Raw genomic sequence first — 20,965 nt, 5'->3', positions numbered from 1 at the left:
ATCGGAGTGAAAGAAAATAAAAATGCTTTAAAGAATGGCAGTCCGAAAGCGTATAAAGCTGTGATCTATATCGTGTTAAGCCTTCTGGCCGTCATGATTATCGTACCGGTCGCCTGGGTTTTCATTGCTTCCATCAAACAAAATTCCGAGTTCTACGGAAATCCATGGGCGCTTCCCCAGGGGATTCACCTGGCCAACTTTGCCGACGCCTGGCAGAAGGCCAACATGGGTTCCTATATGTTAAACTCTGTGATCGTCGTGGCTATCGGTATCGCGCTGCTGATCGTGATCGCGCTGCCGGCCGCCTATGTACTGGCCCGGTTTAAGTTTAAAAGCAGCGGCCTGTGGAACGTGCTGTTCATGGCCGGTCTGTTCATTAACGTAAACTACATCGTGGTACCCATTTTCCTGATGTTAAATAACGGGGATAAAGTGCTGCGGCAGTGGACGGGGCATCCGTTTTTCCTGAACAACCTGTTCATACTGGCGCTGGTGTACGCGTCGACGGCCCTGCCGTTTACCATATATCTGCTGTCCGGCTATTTTAAATCGCTGGCCAAGGATTATGAGGAAGCGGCCTATGTGGACGGCGCAGGTTACGCCAGAACGATGATACAGGTGATCATGCCCATGGCCAAACCCAGCGTGGTAACCGTCATTTTGTTCAACTTCCTGGCGTTCTGGAATGAATATATCATTTCCATGACCCTGCTGACGAAACCGGAGCTGAAGACCCTGCCGGTGGGCCTGATGAATCTGATGGCGGCGCAGAAGTCCGCGGTGCAGTACGGACAGCTGTATGCCGGCCTGGTTATCGTTATGGTACCCACCCTGATACTCTATATCTGTGTTCAGAAGAAGCTGACCCAGGGTATGACCCTCGGCGGTTTGAAAGGATAAGGGGGTTGACATTATGAGTGAAACCGCAAAGAAAATCGTAACTGCACTGGTGGTACTGGTTGTATTTATCATCAGCCTTTCCCTGGTGGTGATCGGACAAAAGAACGTGGGCGCAGCCGGACTGGGAGTTATGTTTTTGGGCCTGGCCGGCCTGGTAGCGCTGCTGTGGTTCTACAACCGCAAATATAAATAACCCGGAATTATAAGATCCGGAATGATCAGGAGGACTTTTCATATGGAACATACGAAAGGCCGTGTCACCATACCGACCGACATTGACGTTATCCCGGAAACACTGACGTTGATGGAGCGCTGGGGGGCAGATGCAGTCAGAGACTGTGACGGTACTGACTTTCCCAAAGAGCTTCGGGAAGTGGACGCTAAAATATATTCGACTTATTATACTACACGAAAAGATAACGCATGGGCGATGGCCAATCCGGATGAAATACAGCAGATGTATGTAATGACGCCTTTTTACACAGCCACGGGCAGAAGCCTTAAGATCCATCTGATGAAAGGGCTTTACCCTGATATGCTGACCCCGAACAGCAGGGATGACATCAAACGCTGGTGGGAAGTGACAGACCGGACAACCGGCGAGGTGGTTTCCACAGACAAATGGAGCTACGACGAAAAGGACGGCGACGTGACGGTACAGACAGAGCCGTTCCACGATTATACCGTAAGCTTCCTGGCTTACATCATGTGGGACCCGGTTCACATGTACAACGCGGTTACCAACAGCTGGGAAAATGTGGAACATCAGATTACCTTTGACGTCCGCCAGCCTAAGACCCACGCATATACCATGAAGCGGCTCAGGAAATTTATCGAGGAGCATCCTTATGTCAATGTGCTGCGGTTTACCACGTTTTTCCACCAGTTTACGCTGATTTTCGACGAGCTGGCGCGGGAGAAATACGTGGACTGGTACGGTTACTCCGCATCGGTGAGCCCGTATATCCTGGAACAGTTTGAAAGAGAAGCGGGTTATCCCTTCCGGCCGGAATACATCATCGACCAGGGCTATTATAACAATAACTACCGGATTCCCACGAAGGAATTCCGGGATTTCCAGGCGTTCCAGCGCCGGGAGGTGGCGAAGATCGTGCGGGAGATGGTGGACATCACCCATGAGTGCGGGCGGGAAGCCATGATGTTCCTTGGGGACCACTGGATCGGAACCGAACCGTTTATGGACGAATTCAAAACACTGGGCCTGGACGCTGTGGTGGGGAGTGTCGGAAACGGCGCGACGCTGCGGCTGATCAGCGATATCCAGGGCGTAAAATATACGGAAGGCCGCCTTCTGCCCTATTTCTTCCCGGACACCTTCCACGAGGGGGGCAATCCGGTTAAACTGGCCAAGGAAGGCTGGGTCACCGCCAGGCGGGCGATCCTCAGAAAACCGGTGGACCGGATCGGCTACGGCGGATACCTGAAATTAGCGACCCAGTTCCCCGACTTTGTGGATTACGTGGAATCCGTATGCGACGAATTCCGGGAACTGTATAAAAACATCAAAGGCACGACGCCCTACTGTATCAAAACCGTGGCGGTCTTAAACTGCTGGGGCAGGATGAGGGCCTGGGGCAATCACATGGTTCATCACGCCATTTACCACAAGCAGAACTATTCCTATGCGGGAGTCATAGAAGCGCTGTCGGGCGCGCCCTTTGATGTGCGTTTTATCAGCTTCGAGGATATTAAGGAGGACCCGTCGGTTCTGAAGGATATCGATGTCCTGTTAAATGTGGGAGACGCTGACACCGCTTATACCGGCGGGGAATGGTGGTGCGATCCTGTGATCGTCCAGGCGGTAAAAGAATTCGTCCATCAGGGCGGCGGACTGATCGGCGTCGGAGAGCCTACCGGCCATCAGGCCAACGGCAGGTTCATCCAGCTGGCCAACGTGTTTGGTGTGGAGGAAGAGCGAGGCTTTACGCTTGGGTATGACAAATACAACTGGGAAGAGCACAGCCACTTTATTTTAGAGGACTGCACAGGACCGGTAGATTTCGGAGAGGGCAAGAAAAACATTTTCGCCCTGGAAGGCGCGGCTGTCCTGGTGCAGCGGGATCAGGAAGTCCAGATGGCCGTAAATGATTTTGGCCGGGGAAGGGCCGTGTACTTAAGCGGGCTGCCCTACAGCTTTGAGAACAACCGTCTTTTGTACCGCTCCATTCTGTGGAGCACCCATGATGAGGAGAATCTGTATAAATGGTTCAGCAGTAACTTTAATGTGGAGGTTCACGCTTACGTGGACAGCGGGAAATACTGCGTGGTGAATAATACTTATGAGCCTCAGAGCACTACAATTTATACAGGAGATAAGAACAGCTTCCAGCTGGATCTGGAAGCCAACGAGATTCGGTGGTATGAAATTTAGAGGGGGCCGGAGCAGAGACACCGGAACCGGGGTTCGTGGGACAGGGTCTGCAGCCGTCCTTTGGCTGCCGCCGAAACCGGGGCCCCGCCCCATGGCAGCGCCGCTTTGTGTCCGCTTCCGGCGGGCTGAGGGCTTGCGCTGGTAACAGCTAAGTGAAATCCAAAAGCCGGATTCAGGAACCGGGCCTATTCACCAGGAACACGTGATGTGTTCCCGGTTCAGAGGCCCTTGCCCGTCGGACGTGAAGTCCGCCGGGCATCCTGAATCCGGCTTTTGGATTTCACTAAGCTGTTACTCAGCCGCCCTATGCCCGCCGGAAGCGGACACAAAGCGGCGCTGCCATGGGGCGGGGCCCCGGTTTCAGCGGCAGCCAAAAGACGGCGGCATACCCTGTCCCACGAACCCCGGTTCCGGCGTCTCTGCTCCTACTCTAAATTGGGCTTAGTGTTTATGGATTTTTGGAGCTGGGATTTTTGGAGCTGGGTTTTTTGGCGTTGGCATGTTGCGTCTTGGTATGAAGTGTTTTTCTGTGTCTGGGAGGCGGTACGCTTTGAGGTTTGGGATGTTATTCGTTTATTTCTTAAGGCTTAGGTTGTAATGGATGAAGATCTCACGGACGATTTCTCCGATCAGGAGCAGGGAGATGGGGCCCAGGAAGACGCCGGTGATGCCGAAGAGCTTCAGGCCGATGTAAATGGTTATGATGATGACGATGGGGGGGAAGCCCAGTTTGTCGCCGATTAGTTTGGGTTCCAGGAATTCCCGGGTGCAGCTGCATATGATGTAGATGGTGAAGAGGATGGCTGCCTGGAAGAAGTTGCCCCGCAGAAGCTCTATGATGACCCAGGGGATGAGTACGGAGCCGGTGCCGAAGACGGGCAGGGCGTCCAGAAGGCCGATGCCGATGCCGGCTAACAGGGCGTAGGGGTTCCTGAGGAGCAAAAGGCCCAGGGTACAGATGACGGCGATGATGGTCATGATCAGAAGCTGGGCTTTCAGGTAGGAGCCGCCGGCGGCCATGAGGTGGTGCCCCAGGTTCTGGATGTATCGGTAATAGATGTATTTGCTGTTGCATTCTTTTAGTTTATCGAAGTCTTTGGCGATCAATATGGTGGAAATGACCGTGATCAGGACTACACCCAGTATTTCTACGAATATGCGGATGTAATTTACCGACTGATTCATAATTCTGGGGATCAGGTTTACTTGTAGGTTTTCGATGAAGACCGTGATGTTTTCCAGTATGATGTTTTGGAGCTGTTCCGCCGGTATCTTGATCCAGTCTTCCAGGCTGCAGCAGCAGCCGTAGAGGATGTTCCGCAGACGGCTTTCGTATAGGCTCAGGTGGTTCAGCAGGTAGACGATCTGGGATATCAGCTTTTCTGTAAGGAGGAACAGCAAAAAGAAGAGAAGGCCGCCGGCGATCAGCAGGAAGATTCCGGCCAGGAGGCCGCTGTTGATTTTTATCTTTTTTCTTATTTTCCGGATGAGGGGCTGCATGAACCGCGCCAGAAAAAGTGCGGCCAAAAAGGGGATAACCAGGGGGAGCAGGTATTTCATACCCAGATAGACCGCGATGGTTACCGCGATCATGACTAGGGTTGCTTTTTTTCTATTCGTCAGTTTCCAATTCATGTGTTCACCCGGTTCCTCTGCGGCAGTTTCGTTTTCTTGACTTTCCTGATTAGTATATCTGTATTCCGTTTTTTTATAACCCTTATTTGGGACGGGTTTCTTAGATGAATCACGATGAAAACCGGAAGAAAAGTCAATATAAAAAGAGAAAAGACAGTTTCTTTTTGACGCGAAATGGGATAATTTGAATGGGAAATATGGAAACTACGCAAAGTTTGATGTGAATAAGGAGGATGGGTTTTCAGTATGAAAAAATCAGTATTACACGTGGACCGTTATATGAAAGTGGGAGAGGTGGACGAAAGAATTTACGGTTCCTTCATCGAACATCTGGGACGCGCCGTCTATGAAGGGATCTACCAGCCGGACAGCCCGCTCTCGGATGAAAATGGCTTTCGGCGGGATGTCATGGGTCTGGTCCGGGAACTGGGGGTGCCTGTGGTCCGTTATCCGGGAGGGAACTTTGTGTCCGGCTATCACTGGGAGGATGGGACCGGGCCGAAAGAGCTGCGCCCTCAAAGAATCGAACCGGCCTGGAATGTGATCGAGACCAATCAGTTCGGGTTGAATGAATTCATGGACTGGACATCGCTTGCGGGTACCGCGCCGATGATGGCTGTCAATCTGGGAACCCGCGGTCCCGAAGACGCCAAGAATATTCTGGAATATTGTAATCTGAAAGGCGGCAGCTATTACAGCGACCTGCGAATCGCGCACGGTTATCAGAAGCCCCATGATATTAAGCTGTGGTGTCTTGGAAACGAGATGGACGGCCCCTGGCAGATGGGACATAAAACGGCGTATGAATACGGCAGAATCGCTGCGGAGACCGGCCGCGTGATGAAAATGATAGACCCGGACGTAGAACTGGTAGCCTGCGGAAGTTCTTCTCTTTATATGGATACGTTTGGGGACTGGGAGGACACGGTTCTGTCCGAATGCTATGACCAGGCAGACTACATTTCGCTGCACCAATATTACGATAATTGCGCGGACGATACCCCCGGTTTCCTGGCCAATACGGTGGCTATGGATCAGTTCATAAGTTCCGTAATTTCAATTTGCGACGCGGTAAAAGCCAAGAAGCGCAAAAAAAAGTCTATTCATCTCTCTTTTGACGAATGGAACGTATGGTATCATTCCAAAGAGCAGGACAAAAAGCTGGAGCCCTGGTGTAAAGCGCCCCATCAGTTAGAGGACATCTATAATTTTGAGGACGCTTTGCTGGTAGCCGGCATGCTGATTACCATGCTGCGCCATGCCGACCGGGTACGAATCGCGTGCCTGGCGCAATTGGTAAATGTAATCGCGCCGATCATGACTTCCGATACCGGGGCATGGAAACAGACCATCTATTATCCGTTTGCCCTGATCAGCAAATACGGCCGGGGCACGGTACTGCACACGGTGGCAGATACCCCGGTGTACGAATGCCGGTACGGCGACGCCCCCTACCTGGACAGCGTATGTGTCCTGAATGAAAATGAGGCGTCGGAGACGGCGGAGCTGACCATATTCGCGGTAAATAAGGACCTGAAAGAATCTATGGAATTGAGCTGTGATCTGCGCCAGTTCGAGGGGTATCAGGTAAAAGAACATATCGTCCTGACCCACCCGGACCTAAAAGCCGCCAACACCCAGTCCGCCCCCGACCTGGTTAAACCGTCAGCCGGCGGAAACGCAAAGATAGAAGGCGGAATACTGAGCGCCATCCTCTGTGATAAAAGCTTCCATGTCATCCGCCTGGCTAAGAGTTGATTCTATCGATTCTATTTTTATAGCTATGAGCCGCCCTAAAAGCTAACATTTCGACGTGGATTTTGCTACTTGCCGGGAGGCCCAGCGGCAGATGCGGGAGCTGGTGGCCGTCAAAGGCAACGTGAATCACCTGCTCGGCCTGACGGACGGGCGGGAAAATAAGGCCCAGGAGCGATAGCGTCGGGCCGTCGACAAGGGGCGCGATGCGCCTCAGACTTTTGGAAAAGGGGGCCCGCAAAACTTGTTTTGTGGGGAGAGGAGGCGCAACGAAGCGGACGGACTTCTAACCAGTATGGCCAGATGTAGCCAACGCAGTGTAAGCGTCAAATTTGACGCTTACTTTTTTTCTGCGCCCTTTGCTCTAAACTTACGAACTTTCATTAAACTAGCACACCTATTGTCACACCACTTCCTCGTGTGACTTTTACTGTCATCATAAAAAATCCAATCGCAATCAGGATTTCCACATTTTTTTAAGTTGTCGATAGGATATTCAGTTATCAATTCCGAAAAGGATAATGCGATTTGATACATTACCCAGGTCAAATCATCACAATGATGTTGCACCTGTAGACAATAGCCGCCACCCTTGGGAATAAGGACTGATTGAACATGACCATTTGCTAATATATCATTTACCTTTTGAATGTAAATCCCTTGTATTTTGCATTCAATACAAAGCTCCAAAAGTGCATGAAACAACAATTCACGGAAGGTCTTGAGTTCACCAATATTTTTGACTAAACATATTTCAGGCAAGCTATAACGTGTGCTTATTTTCTCCAGCCAATCACGACTGTCCAATGGATCATGAAAAGGCTTGTGGGTAATATACCAACGACTATTTATAAAGTCCAGACATAAAAAATCCATTTCAGACCCTCCGATGGTTTGTTGTTACAATGTAACGTTCAATAATGATATTGACAGTTACATATTACGGGCGTATTATATGGTTATAAGTAACTCTCATTTCAGAAAATGAAGGTTACAAAAGGGGGGCGCCATTTTTGAAAACGAAAGTATATGGTGGAATATTGCTGCTTTTTGCAACGCTAATATGGGGAACATCGCTGGTCGCTCAAAGTTTGGGAACAAATCATGTGGGGCCATTTACTTTTAATGCCGCACGGTTTTTTATTGGAGCAATCATATTGCTGCCTTTTATCCTTTTTACAAGTTACCACAAAAGTCGGCAACAAACAAGCACTGCTTGCCATAAAACCAAAGATAACAAATTTTTTCAAGGTGGAATAATTTGCGGCTGTATTGTGTTTGTTACTGCCTCATTACAGCAAATTGGTATTGCATACACAACCGTTGGAAAGGCCGGATTTATCACAGCCCTATATATTGTAATTGTTCCGATCTTGGGGCTGTTTTTCGGCAAACGTGTGCCTTTACATATTTGTTTTTGCATACTTCTTGGAATTGTTGGCATGTATCTGCTTTGTATGAACGAAAAATTCAACTTGGGGGTCGGGGATACCTTTGTTCTATTCTGCGCGCTTTCCACCGCCATTCATATTCTCACGGTAGACTACTACGCGTCGCGTGTAGATTGTGTAAGACTTTCGTGTTTACAATTTTTCGTGTGTGGAGTATTAAGCGCAATCGCGGCGGCGTTGATTGAACGGCCCAGTCTGCAATCAATTATTGAAGCTGGTGCACCTATCCTATACACCGGAATTTTCTCCTGTGGAATTGCTTATACCTTGCAAGCGTTGGGACAAAAAGAGGTTTCACCCGTGGCAACATCGCTAATTTTGAGTTTAGAATCAGTCTTTTCTGTCCTGTCCGGTTGGCTTATTTTGGGCGAGTCATTAAAGTTCAAAGAGGCGTTTGGCTGTGTACTTATGTTCATTGCCATTGTTTTGTCTCAAATGCCAACACCAAGGTCGATAAAATCCGCAAAAACCTCGGGCCAAATTGAGCCGAAGCTCTGAGACAGGAGAGCATTACGATGAAAGGATTACAATTACAGTTTTTGAAATAAAGACATAATTACATCGTGCCCTATCCCCCGCCCCCTACACCCCCGAACAGGTACGGGCCCTTATGGAGCGCGTGGCCGGGACGGAGTGGGAAACTCCTGGCCGGGAATTAACCCTTTGACGGCGTTTCTTCTCGCAACATTTCAAGACCCCGTATGGAGCGGCATAAAAAGTGGGCACCATTTCAAGAAAAAGCACCTGCGGAGGCGAAAGCTGAAAAGCCGGAAAACCCTGTAATATCAAGGCTTTCCGGCTTTTCAGCGGCCCTGCAGGCTGTTCCGGTACTCTCCCGGCGTACAGCCGCAGTGTAGCTTAAACTGCCGGTTAAAATGACAGATATTCTGGAATCCCGAATCGAAGGCGGCCTGCTGGATCGTCACGTTGCTGTTGGTCATCAGATAGCGGGCCTTCTGCAGCCTGGCCTGTATCAGATCCTCCTTGGGAGAGCTGTGGAAGAAACGCCGGTAATACTGATAAAGCTGGCTTTTGCCGATGTTTAAGATATCACAGAGCTGTTCCACCGCCCAGGGCCGCTCACAGGAACTGAGCATCTGCTCCCTTAAGGCCAGCAGCTCCGGATAGATGCCGGACCGCTGTTCGGCCGGGATGCTTTCCCTTCGCTGGTCGCGCTGCAGCAGGATCAGCAGCTGGCGCAGGTACAGATCGGTCATTTCCTCCGAATCCGCCGTGTGATTCAGGTATTCATGATAAATCTGCTTGATCAGCCAGTTCAGCCGGTCGGCGCTGTCGGGGTAAAACAGCCGGTTGATGCGCAGTGTTTTGCCGGAAAGAATATTTTCGTTGGAAGAAACGGCTTCGTTGGAAAGATTCGTACCGTTCGAAAAAAAATGGACGTAACTGTTGAAAAATTCTTTTTCGGCCTGATAATGCTGGTATACCCCCGGAGCGTATAAAATGCAGGCGCCCGGCCGGGCGGCCTGACAGGTCCCGTCCGGGAAATAAAAGGTCATGGGGGAGAGCACCAGCAAAAACAGGTAACTGAGTGTTCCGGAAGGCCGGTATATCAGGTCGTGATCCGGATTGTGCGTGTGATAGCCGCAGTATTCGATGGTAAGCATAGTTTTCACCTCATATGGTATGCCGAACCTGGAACAGCCGGAACACTTCATTGTCCGGTGTGATTTTAAAAGCCATATCCTTACCGGTGTCCGGATGCCGGAACTCCAGCCGATAGGCGCACAGCGCGATTTGCAGCCATTCGCCGGCGGCCTCGGCCATTGGATTATATTTCGTATCGCCCCAGAGAGGAAAGCCCGCGTGGGAGAGCTGCACCCGGATCTGGTGATGACGGCCGGTTTTCAGCTGGATTTCCAGCAGGGCGTTGGAATCCTGTACCGCCAGGACCTGATAGGAAAGGATTGATTTTTTTGCGCCCTTTGCGGTGGGAGATACTACGGCCGAGAGATTCTTTCGGCCGTCTTTTATCAGATAATCGGTCAGCGTGCCCGCAGGATGCGCGGGTACGGCCGTGGTTACGGCTAGATAGTATTTCCGCATGGTTCCGTCTGTGAGCTGCCCGCTAAGGAAGGCCGCCGCGGACGGCGTTCTGGCAAAACACAGGATACCTTCCACCGGCTGGTCCAGGCGGTGGATCAGACCCAGATAGGGAGCCTGCCCCGATTTTTCCTTTAACGCCAGATAATTCTTCAGGGAACTCTCCAGATCCATCACGCCGATCTGCCTGCTCTGAACCGGAACGCCGGCCGGTTTCCTGCAGACCAGGAGCTGGTCATCTTCATACAAAATATTCGGGTTCATGGGAACCTCCTGCAAAATGTTTTCATTTATTGTATCACAATATAATGGAAAAGGAAGATAAAATCTATGAGAACCAGGGTTCCCGGCTTATACGGGAAACCTGTGTGCCGGCCTGGTTCTGAGAATTTAGAAAACAGAATTTATGAACGGAAACGATAGTAAGGGCCAATCGCCCGGAAGGATCTATACTTCAGCCGGATCCGGGTACTAGCGGGATTTTTTCCAACTGTTGCGAAGAACGGGATAAGCCTCCGCTGCCAACAATGAAAATACTAAAATATAAGCGACAAGGAACATATAAAACACCTCTCTTTCCTTTGATAGTTTTATTATAGCAAAATATATAAAAATGGCTATTCGCAGATTGACGATAATCGGAGGGAGCAGATAAGATTATTTGTTGATAAATACAAAAACTTTTAGTATAGCTAAAAAATATTTAGGCAATAAATCTTATATCTTCTCTTGTTTTTGCTATCCGTGCTTGACAAGGCCCTTTTGCATTGTTTATACTTAGCAAAGATAAAGGGGAGTAGCTGGCATTAGCAATAATGTTATGCGGATCCGTCATCACGATTATGGGAATAATCCGGGCCGCATACTTCTTATCGTTGTGGCGAGACTTTTATTGCAGCTTTGTGGTGCAATAAACAGTCTTTTTTTTGTTGGTAAAAGCAAAGCGGGAAAAGGAAGCGTTTGTGCAGGCACAAAAGCGCGCATACTATTAGAAAAAGCTGGAGGAATGGTAAATGTTAAAGTATCTGTTATTGGCGGTTGGCTTTGTTTTGCTGGTTAAGGGCGCGGATTATTTCGTGGAAGGAAGCTCTAATATAGCGAAACTGCTGAAAGTCCCAAGCATTATCATCGGGCTTACGATCGTGGCGATGGGAACCAGTCTGCCGGAAGCTTCCGTAAGCATCAACGCGGCGCTGACAGGAGCCAACGAGCTGGCGGTCAGCAATGTAATCGGCTCCAACATTTTTAACCTGCTGGTGGTGGCGGGGCTCAGCGCGGTTATGACGCCCATTGCCGTAAAACGGTCGGTGATCCGCAGGGAATTTCCTTATTCCATTCTGATTACCATCGTTCTTCTGGTGATGTGTCTGGATAAAGTGCTGTTCGGGCAGGCGGCGGCTTTTGTGTCCAGATATGACGGAATGGTGCTGCTGGTGCTGTTCGCCGTATTCCTGGCCTATACGCTGAAGGATGCGCTGAAGGCCAGAAAAGAATTCCAGGATTTTCCCGAGGATCACAAACCGCTTAAGTCTCCCGCAGTCAGCATTGTCTATATTATCGCCGGCATGCTGGGAATCGTCATCGGCGGGAATCTGGTTGTCAACGCCGCGACGCAGATCGCCACGGCGTTCGGACTGAGCCAGACCCTGATCGGACTGACGATCGTAGCGATCGGCACATCCCTTCCCGAGCTGGCGACTTCGGTGGTGGCCGCCAGGAAGGGCGAGAGCGACATCGCTATGGGAAATGTGGTAGGCTCCAATATATTTAACATCCTCCTTGTACTGGGAGCTTCCTCCGCTATCCACCCGGTAATGGTAAGCCAGGAATCCCTGTATGACATGGTGTTCTTAATCGTGGTCAGCATCATGTCCTATTTCTTTGTGGCGTCGAACCGGAAGGTGAACCGCATGGAAGGCGTCATCATGGTGGCCTGTTACGCGGGCTATATGATCTATATTATCCTGCGGTGAATCGGATATTTAATATAATTTTCAGATTTTATTAAAACATATTTGGGAAGAGTGTGCTATAATGGTCAGGTATTTAACTGCGGCGGATAGCCGCAGCCAATCATTCTGAACCTGATTATAGGAGGAAAGAACATGAAAAAGAAAAGGATGCTGGCCATATTTTTAGCGGTGGTCACGCTTATGATGTCAACTATGACGGCTTTTGCAACGGAACAGCCTGCGGATGGCGCGCAGCAGGGCGCGGAAGCTGCGTCGGCGGAAGGCGGAGCGCAGACAACTCCCACGCCCACCCCGGAAGCGACTCCCACACCTACCCCGGATGAGGCTCCGGCTGCGACCCCTACCCCCACCCCGGAACCGACTCCGACGCCTGCGCAGAATGGGGCTTCCAATGAGATTAATAATCCGACCCCGACTCCCGAGGTGACGCCGTCCCAGACGCCCGTCCCGACGGAAACCCCGACCCAGGCGCCGGCGCCCACGTCCAAACCTTATCTGGCATTGGGAGCCGATCTGGATGACAGCCAGAAGGCTACGGTTCTCAGACTTCTGGGCCTGGAAGGCCGCGATCTGAGTGAATTTGATGTGGTTCAGGTCACCAACGCGGAAGAGCATGCATATCTGGATGAATTTGTAGATTCCAAGCTGATCGGCTCCAAGTCCTGGTCCTCCGTACTGATTAATAAACTGGACAAAGGCTCCGGAATCAACGTCAGCTGCTTCAACATTAATTACTGTACGGAAAATATGTACCGGAATGCTCTGGTTACCGCGGGCATCGAAGACGCCAACGTAGTTGTGGCGGGCCCCAAGCCCATCGCCGGAACAGCGGCGCTGGTAGGCGTGGCAAAAGCCTATGAGCAGATGACCGGAAAAGAACTACCCAAAGACTCTCTGGCCGTGGCCAATAATGAGCTGGCCCTGACCGGTGAACTGGCCAAGACCATCGGAGATCCCCAAAAGGTGGAAGAGCTGATCGCCCTCATCAAGCAGTATGTAGCCGAGAACGGCCTGGACAGCGACGAGGACATTATGGAGGTTATCGACAAAGCCTCCGATAAACTGGAAATCACCCTTTCCGATCATGACAAAGAGCAGCTGCTGGCTCTGATGAAGAAGTTCAGCGAACTGGATATTGATGTGGATACCCTGCTGAATCAGGCAAAGGATATCTATGACAAATTAAGCGGATTGGATCTGGATCTGCATTTTGACAACTCCGGTATCGGCGCTTTCTTCTCAAACATCTGGAATGCGATCAAGAACTTTTTCGCATCCCTGTTCGGCAAATAAAGAGATAAATAACAGAATATAAAAGAACAAAACGACAAAACGGGACATGTCCAAATTGATTTGGGACATGTCCCGTTTGCTCGTTTGCTTGCTCCGTTTGCAAGATCCGTTTGTTATCCTTCATTTTCATATATTAAGAAATTCTTCATAATTCCTTTGAACTGGACTTAATATTCAAATGTTATAACTTAAAATATAAGAATCCGGTAATGATATGACATGAGAACCGGTATCTGTCTGGAAAACAGAATATACAAAAGAAGGAAAAAAGATGACCGGCGAAAGGGGTTGAGGTATAATAGAGGACAGGGTGATTCCGTTTTTTCACCCATACTAATTGGTGCGAAAAAAATACGCACAATGGAGGAACGGTTGAACCAAAAGATGTTCACCCACACCTGTATGTGCGAAAAAACGCACGATGGAGGAAAAAATGCAGAATATATTAGTGTGTGACGATGATAAAGAAATAGTAGAAGCGATCGACATTTACCTGACCCAGGAAGGCTATCACATATTAAAAGCGTATGACGGCCAGCAGGCCTTGGATATGCTGAAGGAGAACGACGTCCATCTGCTGGTGATCGATGTCATGATGCCGAAGCTGGACGGTATCCGTGCGACCTTAAAGATCCGGGAAAATAACAGCCTTCCGATCATCATCTTATCCGCCAAATCCGAGGACGCGGATAAGATCCTGGGCCTGAACATCGGGGCGGACGATTATGTGACGAAGCCGTTTAACCCGCTGGAACTCATAGCCAGGGTAAAATCACAGTTAAGGCGGTATACCCAGTTGGGAAATATACAGGAATCCGGCAGCCAGGTCTTTCAGACCGGAGGGCTTAAGGTAAATGACGAGCTGAAGGAAGTGACGGTGGACGGCGAACAGGTGAAGCTGACGCCCATCGAGTATAAGATTTTGCTGCTGCTGGTTAAGAATCAGGGGAAAGTATTTTCGATCGACCAGATCTATGAAAATATCTGGAATGAGGAGGCCATCGCGGCGGATAATACGGTGGCGGTCCATATCCGGCATATCCGGGAAAAGATCGAGATTAATCCGAAGGAACCCCGCTATCTGAAGGTGGTGTGGGGGATCGGATACAAGGTCGAAAAGCTGTCCTGAACTTATAAGTGCAAAAAAGCGCACGTGTGGAGGAAACTATGAAAAGATTTTTATATTCCCCGGGGGGAAAAGCGGCCCTGTTGGTCCTGCAGCAGGTGCTGGTGGGCATCATGGTGCTCTCCGTCTGCTTTGGCACGCTGATGCTGATGAAGGGCGGAGACAGCCTGTTTGCCGGACAGGGCAAATATGAGCAGTCGGCGCAATTTGACGACGCCTTTATGAGTGGTGTCTATGATACGATCTGGCTGACCGATTACAAATATAATTTTGAAACCGACGGGGTGTATAACCCGAAAAAAATCGTGGATATCGAAGACTACGCGCTGAATGGACGGATTACAGGGGAAGTCACGCGCAGCATCGGCTATTATCTGGAGGACCTGGTAAATTGGGGCAGGCAGGGAAAAGAAAATGAAAGCTATTCCGTAAAGGAAGTGGCAACCGATGACTGGGCCGGTGATTCCGGTGTGACGGCGTCTGTAACGGCAGATGATAGTTCCGTGTCTGTGCAGGCAGGGCAGGAGAATTATAGATTTGATGAAAGCTACGCCCCGGTAGGAGACGTCAGCCTGGAAGAATACCTGGAACAGCATCCGGACGTGAATCCGTCTAAAATGTACGGCTATCTGTCCAATGCCATCGACAACGCGTATAACGGAGTAGAGCAGTACAAATGGAATCTGGCAAAATACCAGGAGGATAAAAGCAATTTCCGCTATGCCATAGTAAACCGGACCACCGGAAAAGCTTACAGTAACCTGGACGGTATCCAAAGCGCCGCCGACGCGGAGGAGGCGATAAAAAGCATCCGGGGGCTGGGAGCTTACATCTATCTGGACTCCGCTTCTTTAAATTTTGAAAAAAGTCCGAAGTCCAGTATCGATTCGTTTAATAAAGCGATCAATCAGGCGGTAAATGGCTGGAGCTATATGGATTCCAAAGTGACTATGGAAAATATTTACCGGAACCTGAATCAGCTGTCGGCGCTTGCGGGCGGAGATTATACGATTGCGGCGGGCATAGACACTACCTATCCGATACACGATGGATTCTATGATGCCAAAATAGAATATGAACAGACCAGGCCCTGGTTCCAGGCGTTGATGTACGGTGGATTGATCTCCCTTTTCCTTTACATCGTCGTGCTGGTGGCCCTGACCGTCGTGTCCGGCAGGCGGACGGATGATGAGGAAATCCATCTGTCTTCCGTAGATAACATACCGACAGAATTTGTCCTGGCCTGTATCGTGGCCCTGGGAATCTTAGTGGTTTTTTCCGCGGTTATGGTGTTAAATACCCTGTACAGCGTAAAATCTCTGGTTATTATATCGGCCATAGTCGTATCTATTCTGGCAGATCTTCTGCTGATGGCCGGATATCTGTGCCTGGCCAGAAAAATCAAAGGGGGAATCTTCTGGAAAAAAAGTATTCTCGGCTGGTTTTTTGGGACGCTGTACGGCGGAGCGAAAGGGATTCGTTCCAATGTCAAGGTGCTGGTCAGCTTTCTGGGCTTCCTGCTGATTGACTTTTTGCTGGCGTTATTTATGATTCAGGCCAGATCGAGACTCACGCTGCTGTTATTCGGCCTGCTGGCCCTGGGCTTCAACGCCTTTGTCGGAGCCCTGCTTTTACGGGAAGAGGGGCAGCGCAGCGAGATTATGGAAGGCATTCAGAAGATCAGGGACGGCGATCTGGAATATAAGTTAAAAACAGAATCATTAAAGGATGATAACCTTAAAATCGCCCAGGCGGTGAACAACATCGGGGAAGGGCTGCAGAACGCGGTGGCAGACAGCATGAAAAATGAGAGGCTGAAAACCGACCTGATCACGAATGTGTCCCACGATATCAAAACGCCCCTGACATCCATCATTAACTATGTGGACCTGTTAAAAAGAGAGCATATCCAGGATGAGAAGATCAGCGGTTATATCCGTATCCTGGATGAAAAATCCCAGAGATTAAAACAGCTGACGGAAGATCTGGTGGAGGCTTCCAAGGTAAGCTCAGGGAACATTACATTAAACTTCGAGCACTTGAACTTCGTGGAACTGATCAATCAGACGACTGCTGAATTTACCGAGAAATTCGAGGCCAAGGACCTGGAACTGATCGAGAATGTGCCAAACGCTGCGGCGGTGGTGCGGGCCGACGGCCGCCGGTTGTACCGGGTGCTGGATAACCTGTTCAACAATGTGGCGAAATATGCGCTGCCCCATACCCGGGTGTATGTGGATCTGGCGGAGGAAGACGGATATATCCGTTTCTCGATCAAAAATATATCCGAGCACCCACTAAACATCCGGGCTGACGAGCTGACCGAACGGTTCATCCGCGGAGACGTGTCCAGGAGCACGGAAGGCAGCGGGCTGGGACTGTCTATTGCCAAAAACCTGACTGAGCTTCAGAACGGACATTTTGAGATTTATTTGGATGGGGACCTTTTCCGCGTGACCATATCCTTTGTAAAAACGGAGGAGAGCCACCAAGAGCAGAGGCAAGAGGCAAAGCATGAGGAAGAATAGGGCGGTAATTCCGGCGCTGCTTATTATATGCGGACTGCTGCTGCTTCTGATTACCGTACAGATGATGGGCAGTCACTGGTTTTAGGCTGTCTATATAATAAACGGTTAAAGGGACCGGAGCACAATTTGAGCCATATGGCATATTGTGCTCCGGTCCCTTTGAGATTAAGAGGAGTTTCGCTCTCCTGCTGTATAATGCGTACTTCCTTAGGGTTTCTTACCGCTTATTCGCTATCTGCTTCAGAAGCCTCATCGGCGCTCGGCACATGGAACTCCGTCTCTTCCACTTCGGTCTCTTCCGGCATGTAGTGCTTAAATACCCGGACGAAAATATAAGAGCTGACAAAAGCCTGCACTCCGAAACCTGCGATAATCCAGAATGGAAGAATGACGAAGAAAATCTGTGTCAAAAAGAAGAAAATAATCAGCGGGAGATACGTGATCAGCACAAGCAATATGGTCCAGGGCAAATGCCGCAGACTCATCAGAAACGCGTTCTTCACCGTATTCTTCGTGGTATTATAGAATCTGGATAATACCGGAAATACGTAAGCCAGAGTAAATGCGTACATCAGCGCCACAACGCCCAGCGCGTAGAGGAAAATTTTGCCCCAGGATGCGGTTACGCCGGTCATGACCCAGAAGTCCACGCCCAGGATAATTCCCGCGATCAGGAAGATCACCCAGATGATGGTGGCCTGCTTGAAGTTTTCCTTGAAGGATTTTAAAAAGCTCCGGATAATATAGGATTCCTCATTTTTTACCATCTTAAGGGCTACGTAATACATGGCGGTCCAGGCGGCCCCGATGGTGACGATGGGAATGCAGCAGATTACAAAGATGACGTTCAGGATGATCATGTCCGCGATACGTCCCAGCGCTGTGAAGAACTTATTGTCCATGTTAAAAAAGTTACTCATAGAATCGACCTTTCTCTCGTGATATGAATTAGGAAATCAGGAAGCGGCGAGATACGCCCCTGATTCGGCAATTTTACGTTTGCATTTATAATAGATTATAGCGAATGAGCAGTCATAAATCAATCGAAAAGGAAGATTCGTCAACTTGTCTATGAAATCATAAAAATCTTCGGCAGATTGACGGCGGCCCCATTTTCTTTAAAATCCCTTTGTCGAATGTGCCAAAGGATTTCTGGAATCTTTGGTGGATAGTGGCATGGTCGGAAATGGCAGATTACGTTATACTAAATGCAGTAATTGAGACGCCATCTCAGAACATAAAACAGAAAATAGTTTAGGAGGAATTCACACATGGCAAGTTTATCATTAAAAGACATTTGTAAAGTGTATCCCAACGGTTTCGAGGCCGTTAAGAATTTCAATCTGGAGATCGAAGACAAAGAGTTCATCATCTTCGTAGGTCCCTCCGGATGTGGTAAATCTACAACCCTTCGTATGATCGCAGGTCTGGAAGAGATCTCTTCCGGTGAATTAAAGATTGGTGACAGAGTAGTAAACGATGTGGAACCCAAAGACAGAGATATCGCTATGGTATTCCAGAACTACGCTCTGTATCCTCATATGACCGTATACGATAACATGGCATTCGGTCTTAAATTAAGAAAAGTTCCCAAAGATCAGATAGATAAAATGGTAAAAGAGGCAGCCAGAATCCTGGATCTGGAACCCCTGTTAGACCGTAAACCGAAGGCTCTGTCCGGCGGCCAGAGACAGCGTGTTGCTATGGGACGTGCCATCGTTCGTGATCCCAAAGTATTCCTGATGGACGAACCTCTGTCCAACCTGGATGCCAAGTTAAGAGTTCAGATGCGTATTGAGATCTCCAAACTGCATCAGAGACTGGGAACCACCATCATCTATGTAACTCATGACCAGACAGAGGCTATGACGCTGGGTACCAGAATCGTCGTTATGAAAGACGGTATCATCCAGCAGGTAGATACTCCTCAGAACTTATATGCAGCTCCCTGCAATCTGTTCGTTGCCGGATTCATCGGATCTCCTCAGATGAACTTCCTGGATGCAGTCTGCAAGGTAAATGGAGATAAAGTTACCCTTCAGATCGGACCGCACGCGATTCAGCTTCCTCCTGCAAAGGCGAAGAAATTAATCTCCGGCGGATATGACGGAAAGACCGTTGTACTCGGAATCCGTCCGGAAGATGTAAACGACAGCCAGATGTTCATCGAAGCATCTCCGAACAGCGTTGTGGAATCCACCATCAAAGTGTATGAGCTGCTCGGCGCGGAAGTTTACTTATACTTCGATGTAGAAGGCTTCCCGATGACCGCCAGAGTGGATCCCCGTACCACAGCAAGAACCGGCGATACCGTGAAATTTGCTCTGGATGTAGAGAGAATCCACGTATTCGACAAAGAAACCGAGCTGACGATCACCAACTAAGATCAGAATATTGCCCCGGCAGGGCTTGCCTGCCGGGGCTTTTTAGTCCATGGGAAAGTGCTCCTATGGACTAAAAAGCCCTCCGGGGGATCGCCCTGCGGCGGAATATTGGAATCGGATAACAATGTAACAGCAATGCCAAAACAGGATCAAGTTTTTGTAAAATTGGTGACTTTTTCAGAGGGGGGACTTGCGTTTTTGGAAAAGAACATTTAGAATGGGGCTAGCAACGGTATTGCGAAATACTCTCCGAAAGCAGTCCCAGGGCGGGAGAGCCGGGTAATCGCAGGGAAAGGAGCTAACTATGATATCGAATCAAATAGTACAATCGGCGATAGACGAATTGAAGGCAATAACAAGAGTTGATTTATGTGTGATGGATCTGGACGGCCTGCCGGTGGCAGCCACTTGTGAATTAGAGGACTTTTTAAAAGAGGCGGCTGAAAGCTTTGCGGAGTCGCAGGCGGACAGTCAGGAGATTCAGGGGTATCATTTCTTTAAAGTAATGGATGACAGACAGGCCAGCTATACCCTGATCGCCAGAGGAGCCGGCGAGGATGTGTATATGATCGGAAAGATCGCGGTCAGCGAGATTCAGAATCTGATCGTGGCATATAAAGAGCGTTTTGACAAAAATAATTTTATTCAGAATCTGCTGCTGGATAATCTTTTGCTGGTGGATATCTATAACCGCGCCAAAAAGCTTCATATTGCTATAGAAGCCCGCCGGGTGGTGTTTATGATTGAGACCAAATACGAGAAGGATAACAACGCATTGGAGACGGTCAAAAACCTGTTCGCGGTCAATACAAAGGATTTTATAACGGCCGTGGATGAGAAGAATATCATTCTGGTCAAAGAATTAAAAGAAAATGACGGCGCGGATGAGTTGAACAATACCGCGAAAATCCTGGTGGATATGCTGAATACGGAGGCTATGACCCAGGTGCGGGTTTCCTACGGAACGATCGTCACGGATATCAAAGAATTATCCAAGTCTTATAAAGAAGCGAAAATGGCGCTGGACGTGGGACGCATCTTTTATGCGGAACGCAGCATCGTCGCGTACAGCACGCTGGGAATCGGCCGGTTGATCTATCAGCTGCCGCTGCCGCTGTGTGAGATGTTTATGAAAGAGGTGTTCGGCGACGAGCTGCCGGATACATTTGATGATGAAACTTTGTTCACCATTTACAAATTCTTTGAGAATAATCTGAATGTGTCTGAGACGGCGCGCCAGCTCTATGTTCACCGGAATACGCTGGTCTACAGGCTGGAGAAGCTTCAGAAGAGCACCGGATTGGATATCAGGGTGTTCGATGACGCGCTGACGTTCAAGATCGCCCTGATGGTGGTCAGCTATATGAATTATATGGACAGCCTGGATTATTAATGAAGAAAAGATGGGCATGAAAATAAGATGACACATTTAGAAGATATAAGTCATCTTCATTTGTTCTAAGCAAC

16 protein-coding genes are annotated in these 20,965 nt (G+C 49.2%); 11 read left to right on the top strand and 5 right to left on the bottom strand.

Annotation, left to right across the window (positions count from 1 at the left end):
- Positions 1 to 6: 6 nt before the first annotated feature.
- From KTH89_RS09235 to gnpA, 3 genes are read left to right on the top strand one after another with little or no spacing between them, the layout of a single operon-like run.
- Positions 7 to 900, top strand: a complete 894-nt coding sequence (locus tag KTH89_RS09235; protein ID WP_330654890.1) for a carbohydrate ABC transporter permease — start codon at positions 7 to 9, stop codon at positions 898 to 900.
- 13 nt (positions 901 to 913) lie between these two features.
- Entirely contained in the window at positions 914 to 1,093 is a 180-nt protein-coding gene (locus tag KTH89_RS09230; RefSeq protein ID WP_158347367.1) for a DUF6903 family protein, read from the top strand.
- A 42-nt stretch (positions 1,094 to 1,135) separates the two neighbouring features.
- Positions 1,136 to 3,292 (top strand): 1,3-beta-galactosyl-N-acetylhexosamine phosphorylase, encoded by a 2,157-nt coding sequence (gene gnpA / locus KTH89_RS09225; protein WP_158347368.1) that lies wholly within the window; start codon positions 1,136 to 1,138, stop codon positions 3,290 to 3,292.
- A gap of 573 nt (positions 3,293 to 3,865) precedes the next feature.
- Here the strand turns inward: gnpA and KTH89_RS09220 are convergent.
- Complete coding sequence (locus tag KTH89_RS09220) at positions 3,866 to 4,927, bottom strand: AI-2E family transporter (protein WP_158347369.1); 1,062 nt, start codon at positions 4,925 to 4,927, stop codon at positions 3,866 to 3,868.
- Between the two features lie 246 nt (positions 4,928 to 5,173).
- Here KTH89_RS09220 and arfA point away from each other — a divergent pair, with 246 nt between their 5' ends.
- Complete coding sequence (arfA, locus tag KTH89_RS09215) at positions 5,174 to 6,685, top strand: arabinosylfuranosidase ArfA (RefSeq protein ID WP_238721446.1); 1,512 nt, start codon at positions 5,174 to 5,176, stop codon at positions 6,683 to 6,685.
- Between the two features lie 336 nt (positions 6,686 to 7,021).
- On the opposite strand, the gene KTH89_RS09210 is transcribed toward arfA, so the two are convergent.
- On the bottom strand, positions 7,022 to 7,558 hold the full coding sequence (locus KTH89_RS09210; RefSeq protein ID WP_238721445.1) for a CGNR zinc finger domain-containing protein: 537 nt from the start codon (positions 7,556 to 7,558) through the stop codon (positions 7,022 to 7,024).
- 137 nt (positions 7,559 to 7,695) lie between these two features.
- Here KTH89_RS09210 and KTH89_RS09205 point away from each other — a divergent pair, with 137 nt between their 5' ends.
- Complete coding sequence (locus tag KTH89_RS09205; protein ID WP_238721444.1) at positions 7,696 to 8,631, top strand: DMT family transporter; 936 nt, start codon at positions 7,696 to 7,698, stop codon at positions 8,629 to 8,631.
- A 305-nt stretch (positions 8,632 to 8,936) separates the two neighbouring features.
- On the opposite strand, the gene KTH89_RS09200 is transcribed toward KTH89_RS09205, so the two are convergent.
- Positions 8,937 to 9,758, bottom strand: a complete 822-nt coding sequence (locus tag KTH89_RS09200; protein ID WP_238721443.1) for a helix-turn-helix domain-containing protein — start codon at positions 9,756 to 9,758, stop codon at positions 8,937 to 8,939.
- A gap of 10 nt (positions 9,759 to 9,768) precedes the next feature.
- Positions 9,769 to 10,458, bottom strand: coding sequence for an RluA family pseudouridine synthase (locus KTH89_RS09195; RefSeq protein ID WP_158345670.1), 690 nt, complete (start codon positions 10,456 to 10,458; stop codon positions 9,769 to 9,771).
- Positions 10,459 to 11,207: 749 nt separating this feature from the next.
- Here KTH89_RS09195 and KTH89_RS09190 point away from each other — a divergent pair.
- From KTH89_RS09190 to KTH89_RS09175, 4 genes are all read left to right on the top strand, one after another.
- Positions 11,208 to 12,167: a calcium/sodium antiporter gene (locus KTH89_RS09190; RefSeq protein ID WP_158345669.1), complete on the top strand. Its 960-nt coding sequence runs from the start codon at positions 11,208 to 11,210 to the stop codon at positions 12,165 to 12,167.
- 132 nt (positions 12,168 to 12,299) lie between these two features.
- The gene (locus KTH89_RS09185) at positions 12,300 to 13,460 is read left to right on the top strand and encodes a DUF1002 domain-containing protein (RefSeq protein ID WP_158345668.1); all 1,161 of its coding nucleotides are present in this window, start codon (positions 12,300 to 12,302) and stop codon (positions 13,458 to 13,460) included.
- A 433-nt stretch (positions 13,461 to 13,893) separates the two neighbouring features.
- Entirely contained in the window at positions 13,894 to 14,589 is a 696-nt protein-coding gene (locus tag KTH89_RS09180) for a response regulator transcription factor (RefSeq protein WP_158345667.1), read from the top strand.
- A 38-nt stretch (positions 14,590 to 14,627) separates the two neighbouring features.
- On the top strand, positions 14,628 to 17,114 hold the full coding sequence (locus tag KTH89_RS09175; RefSeq protein WP_158345666.1) for a sensor histidine kinase: 2,487 nt from the start codon (positions 14,628 to 14,630) through the stop codon (positions 17,112 to 17,114).
- A gap of 224 nt (positions 17,115 to 17,338) precedes the next feature.
- On the opposite strand, the gene KTH89_RS09170 is transcribed toward KTH89_RS09175, so the two are convergent.
- On the bottom strand, positions 17,339 to 18,034 hold the full coding sequence (locus KTH89_RS09170; protein WP_158345665.1) for a YesL family protein: 696 nt from the start codon (positions 18,032 to 18,034) through the stop codon (positions 17,339 to 17,341).
- A 351-nt stretch (positions 18,035 to 18,385) separates the two neighbouring features.
- On the opposite strand from KTH89_RS09170, the gene KTH89_RS09165 reads away from it, so the two are divergent.
- Together KTH89_RS09165 and KTH89_RS09160 are read left to right on the top strand one after the other, a co-directional pair.
- Entirely contained in the window at positions 18,386 to 19,498 is a 1,113-nt protein-coding gene (locus KTH89_RS09165) for an ABC transporter ATP-binding protein (RefSeq protein ID WP_158345664.1), read from the top strand.
- Positions 19,499 to 19,802: 304 nt separating this feature from the next.
- Positions 19,803 to 20,891, top strand: coding sequence for a PucR family transcriptional regulator (locus KTH89_RS09160; protein WP_158345663.1), 1,089 nt, complete (start codon positions 19,803 to 19,805; stop codon positions 20,889 to 20,891).
- The last annotated feature ends 74 nt before the right edge of the window (positions 20,892 to 20,965 follow it).

The sequence above is a fragment of the Diplocloster agilis genome (genome assembly GCF_019042275.1).
GTDB lineage: Bacteria > Bacillota > Clostridia > Lachnospirales > Lachnospiraceae > Diplocloster > Diplocloster agilis.
This window is presented reverse-complemented; position numbering and strand designations above follow the sequence as displayed.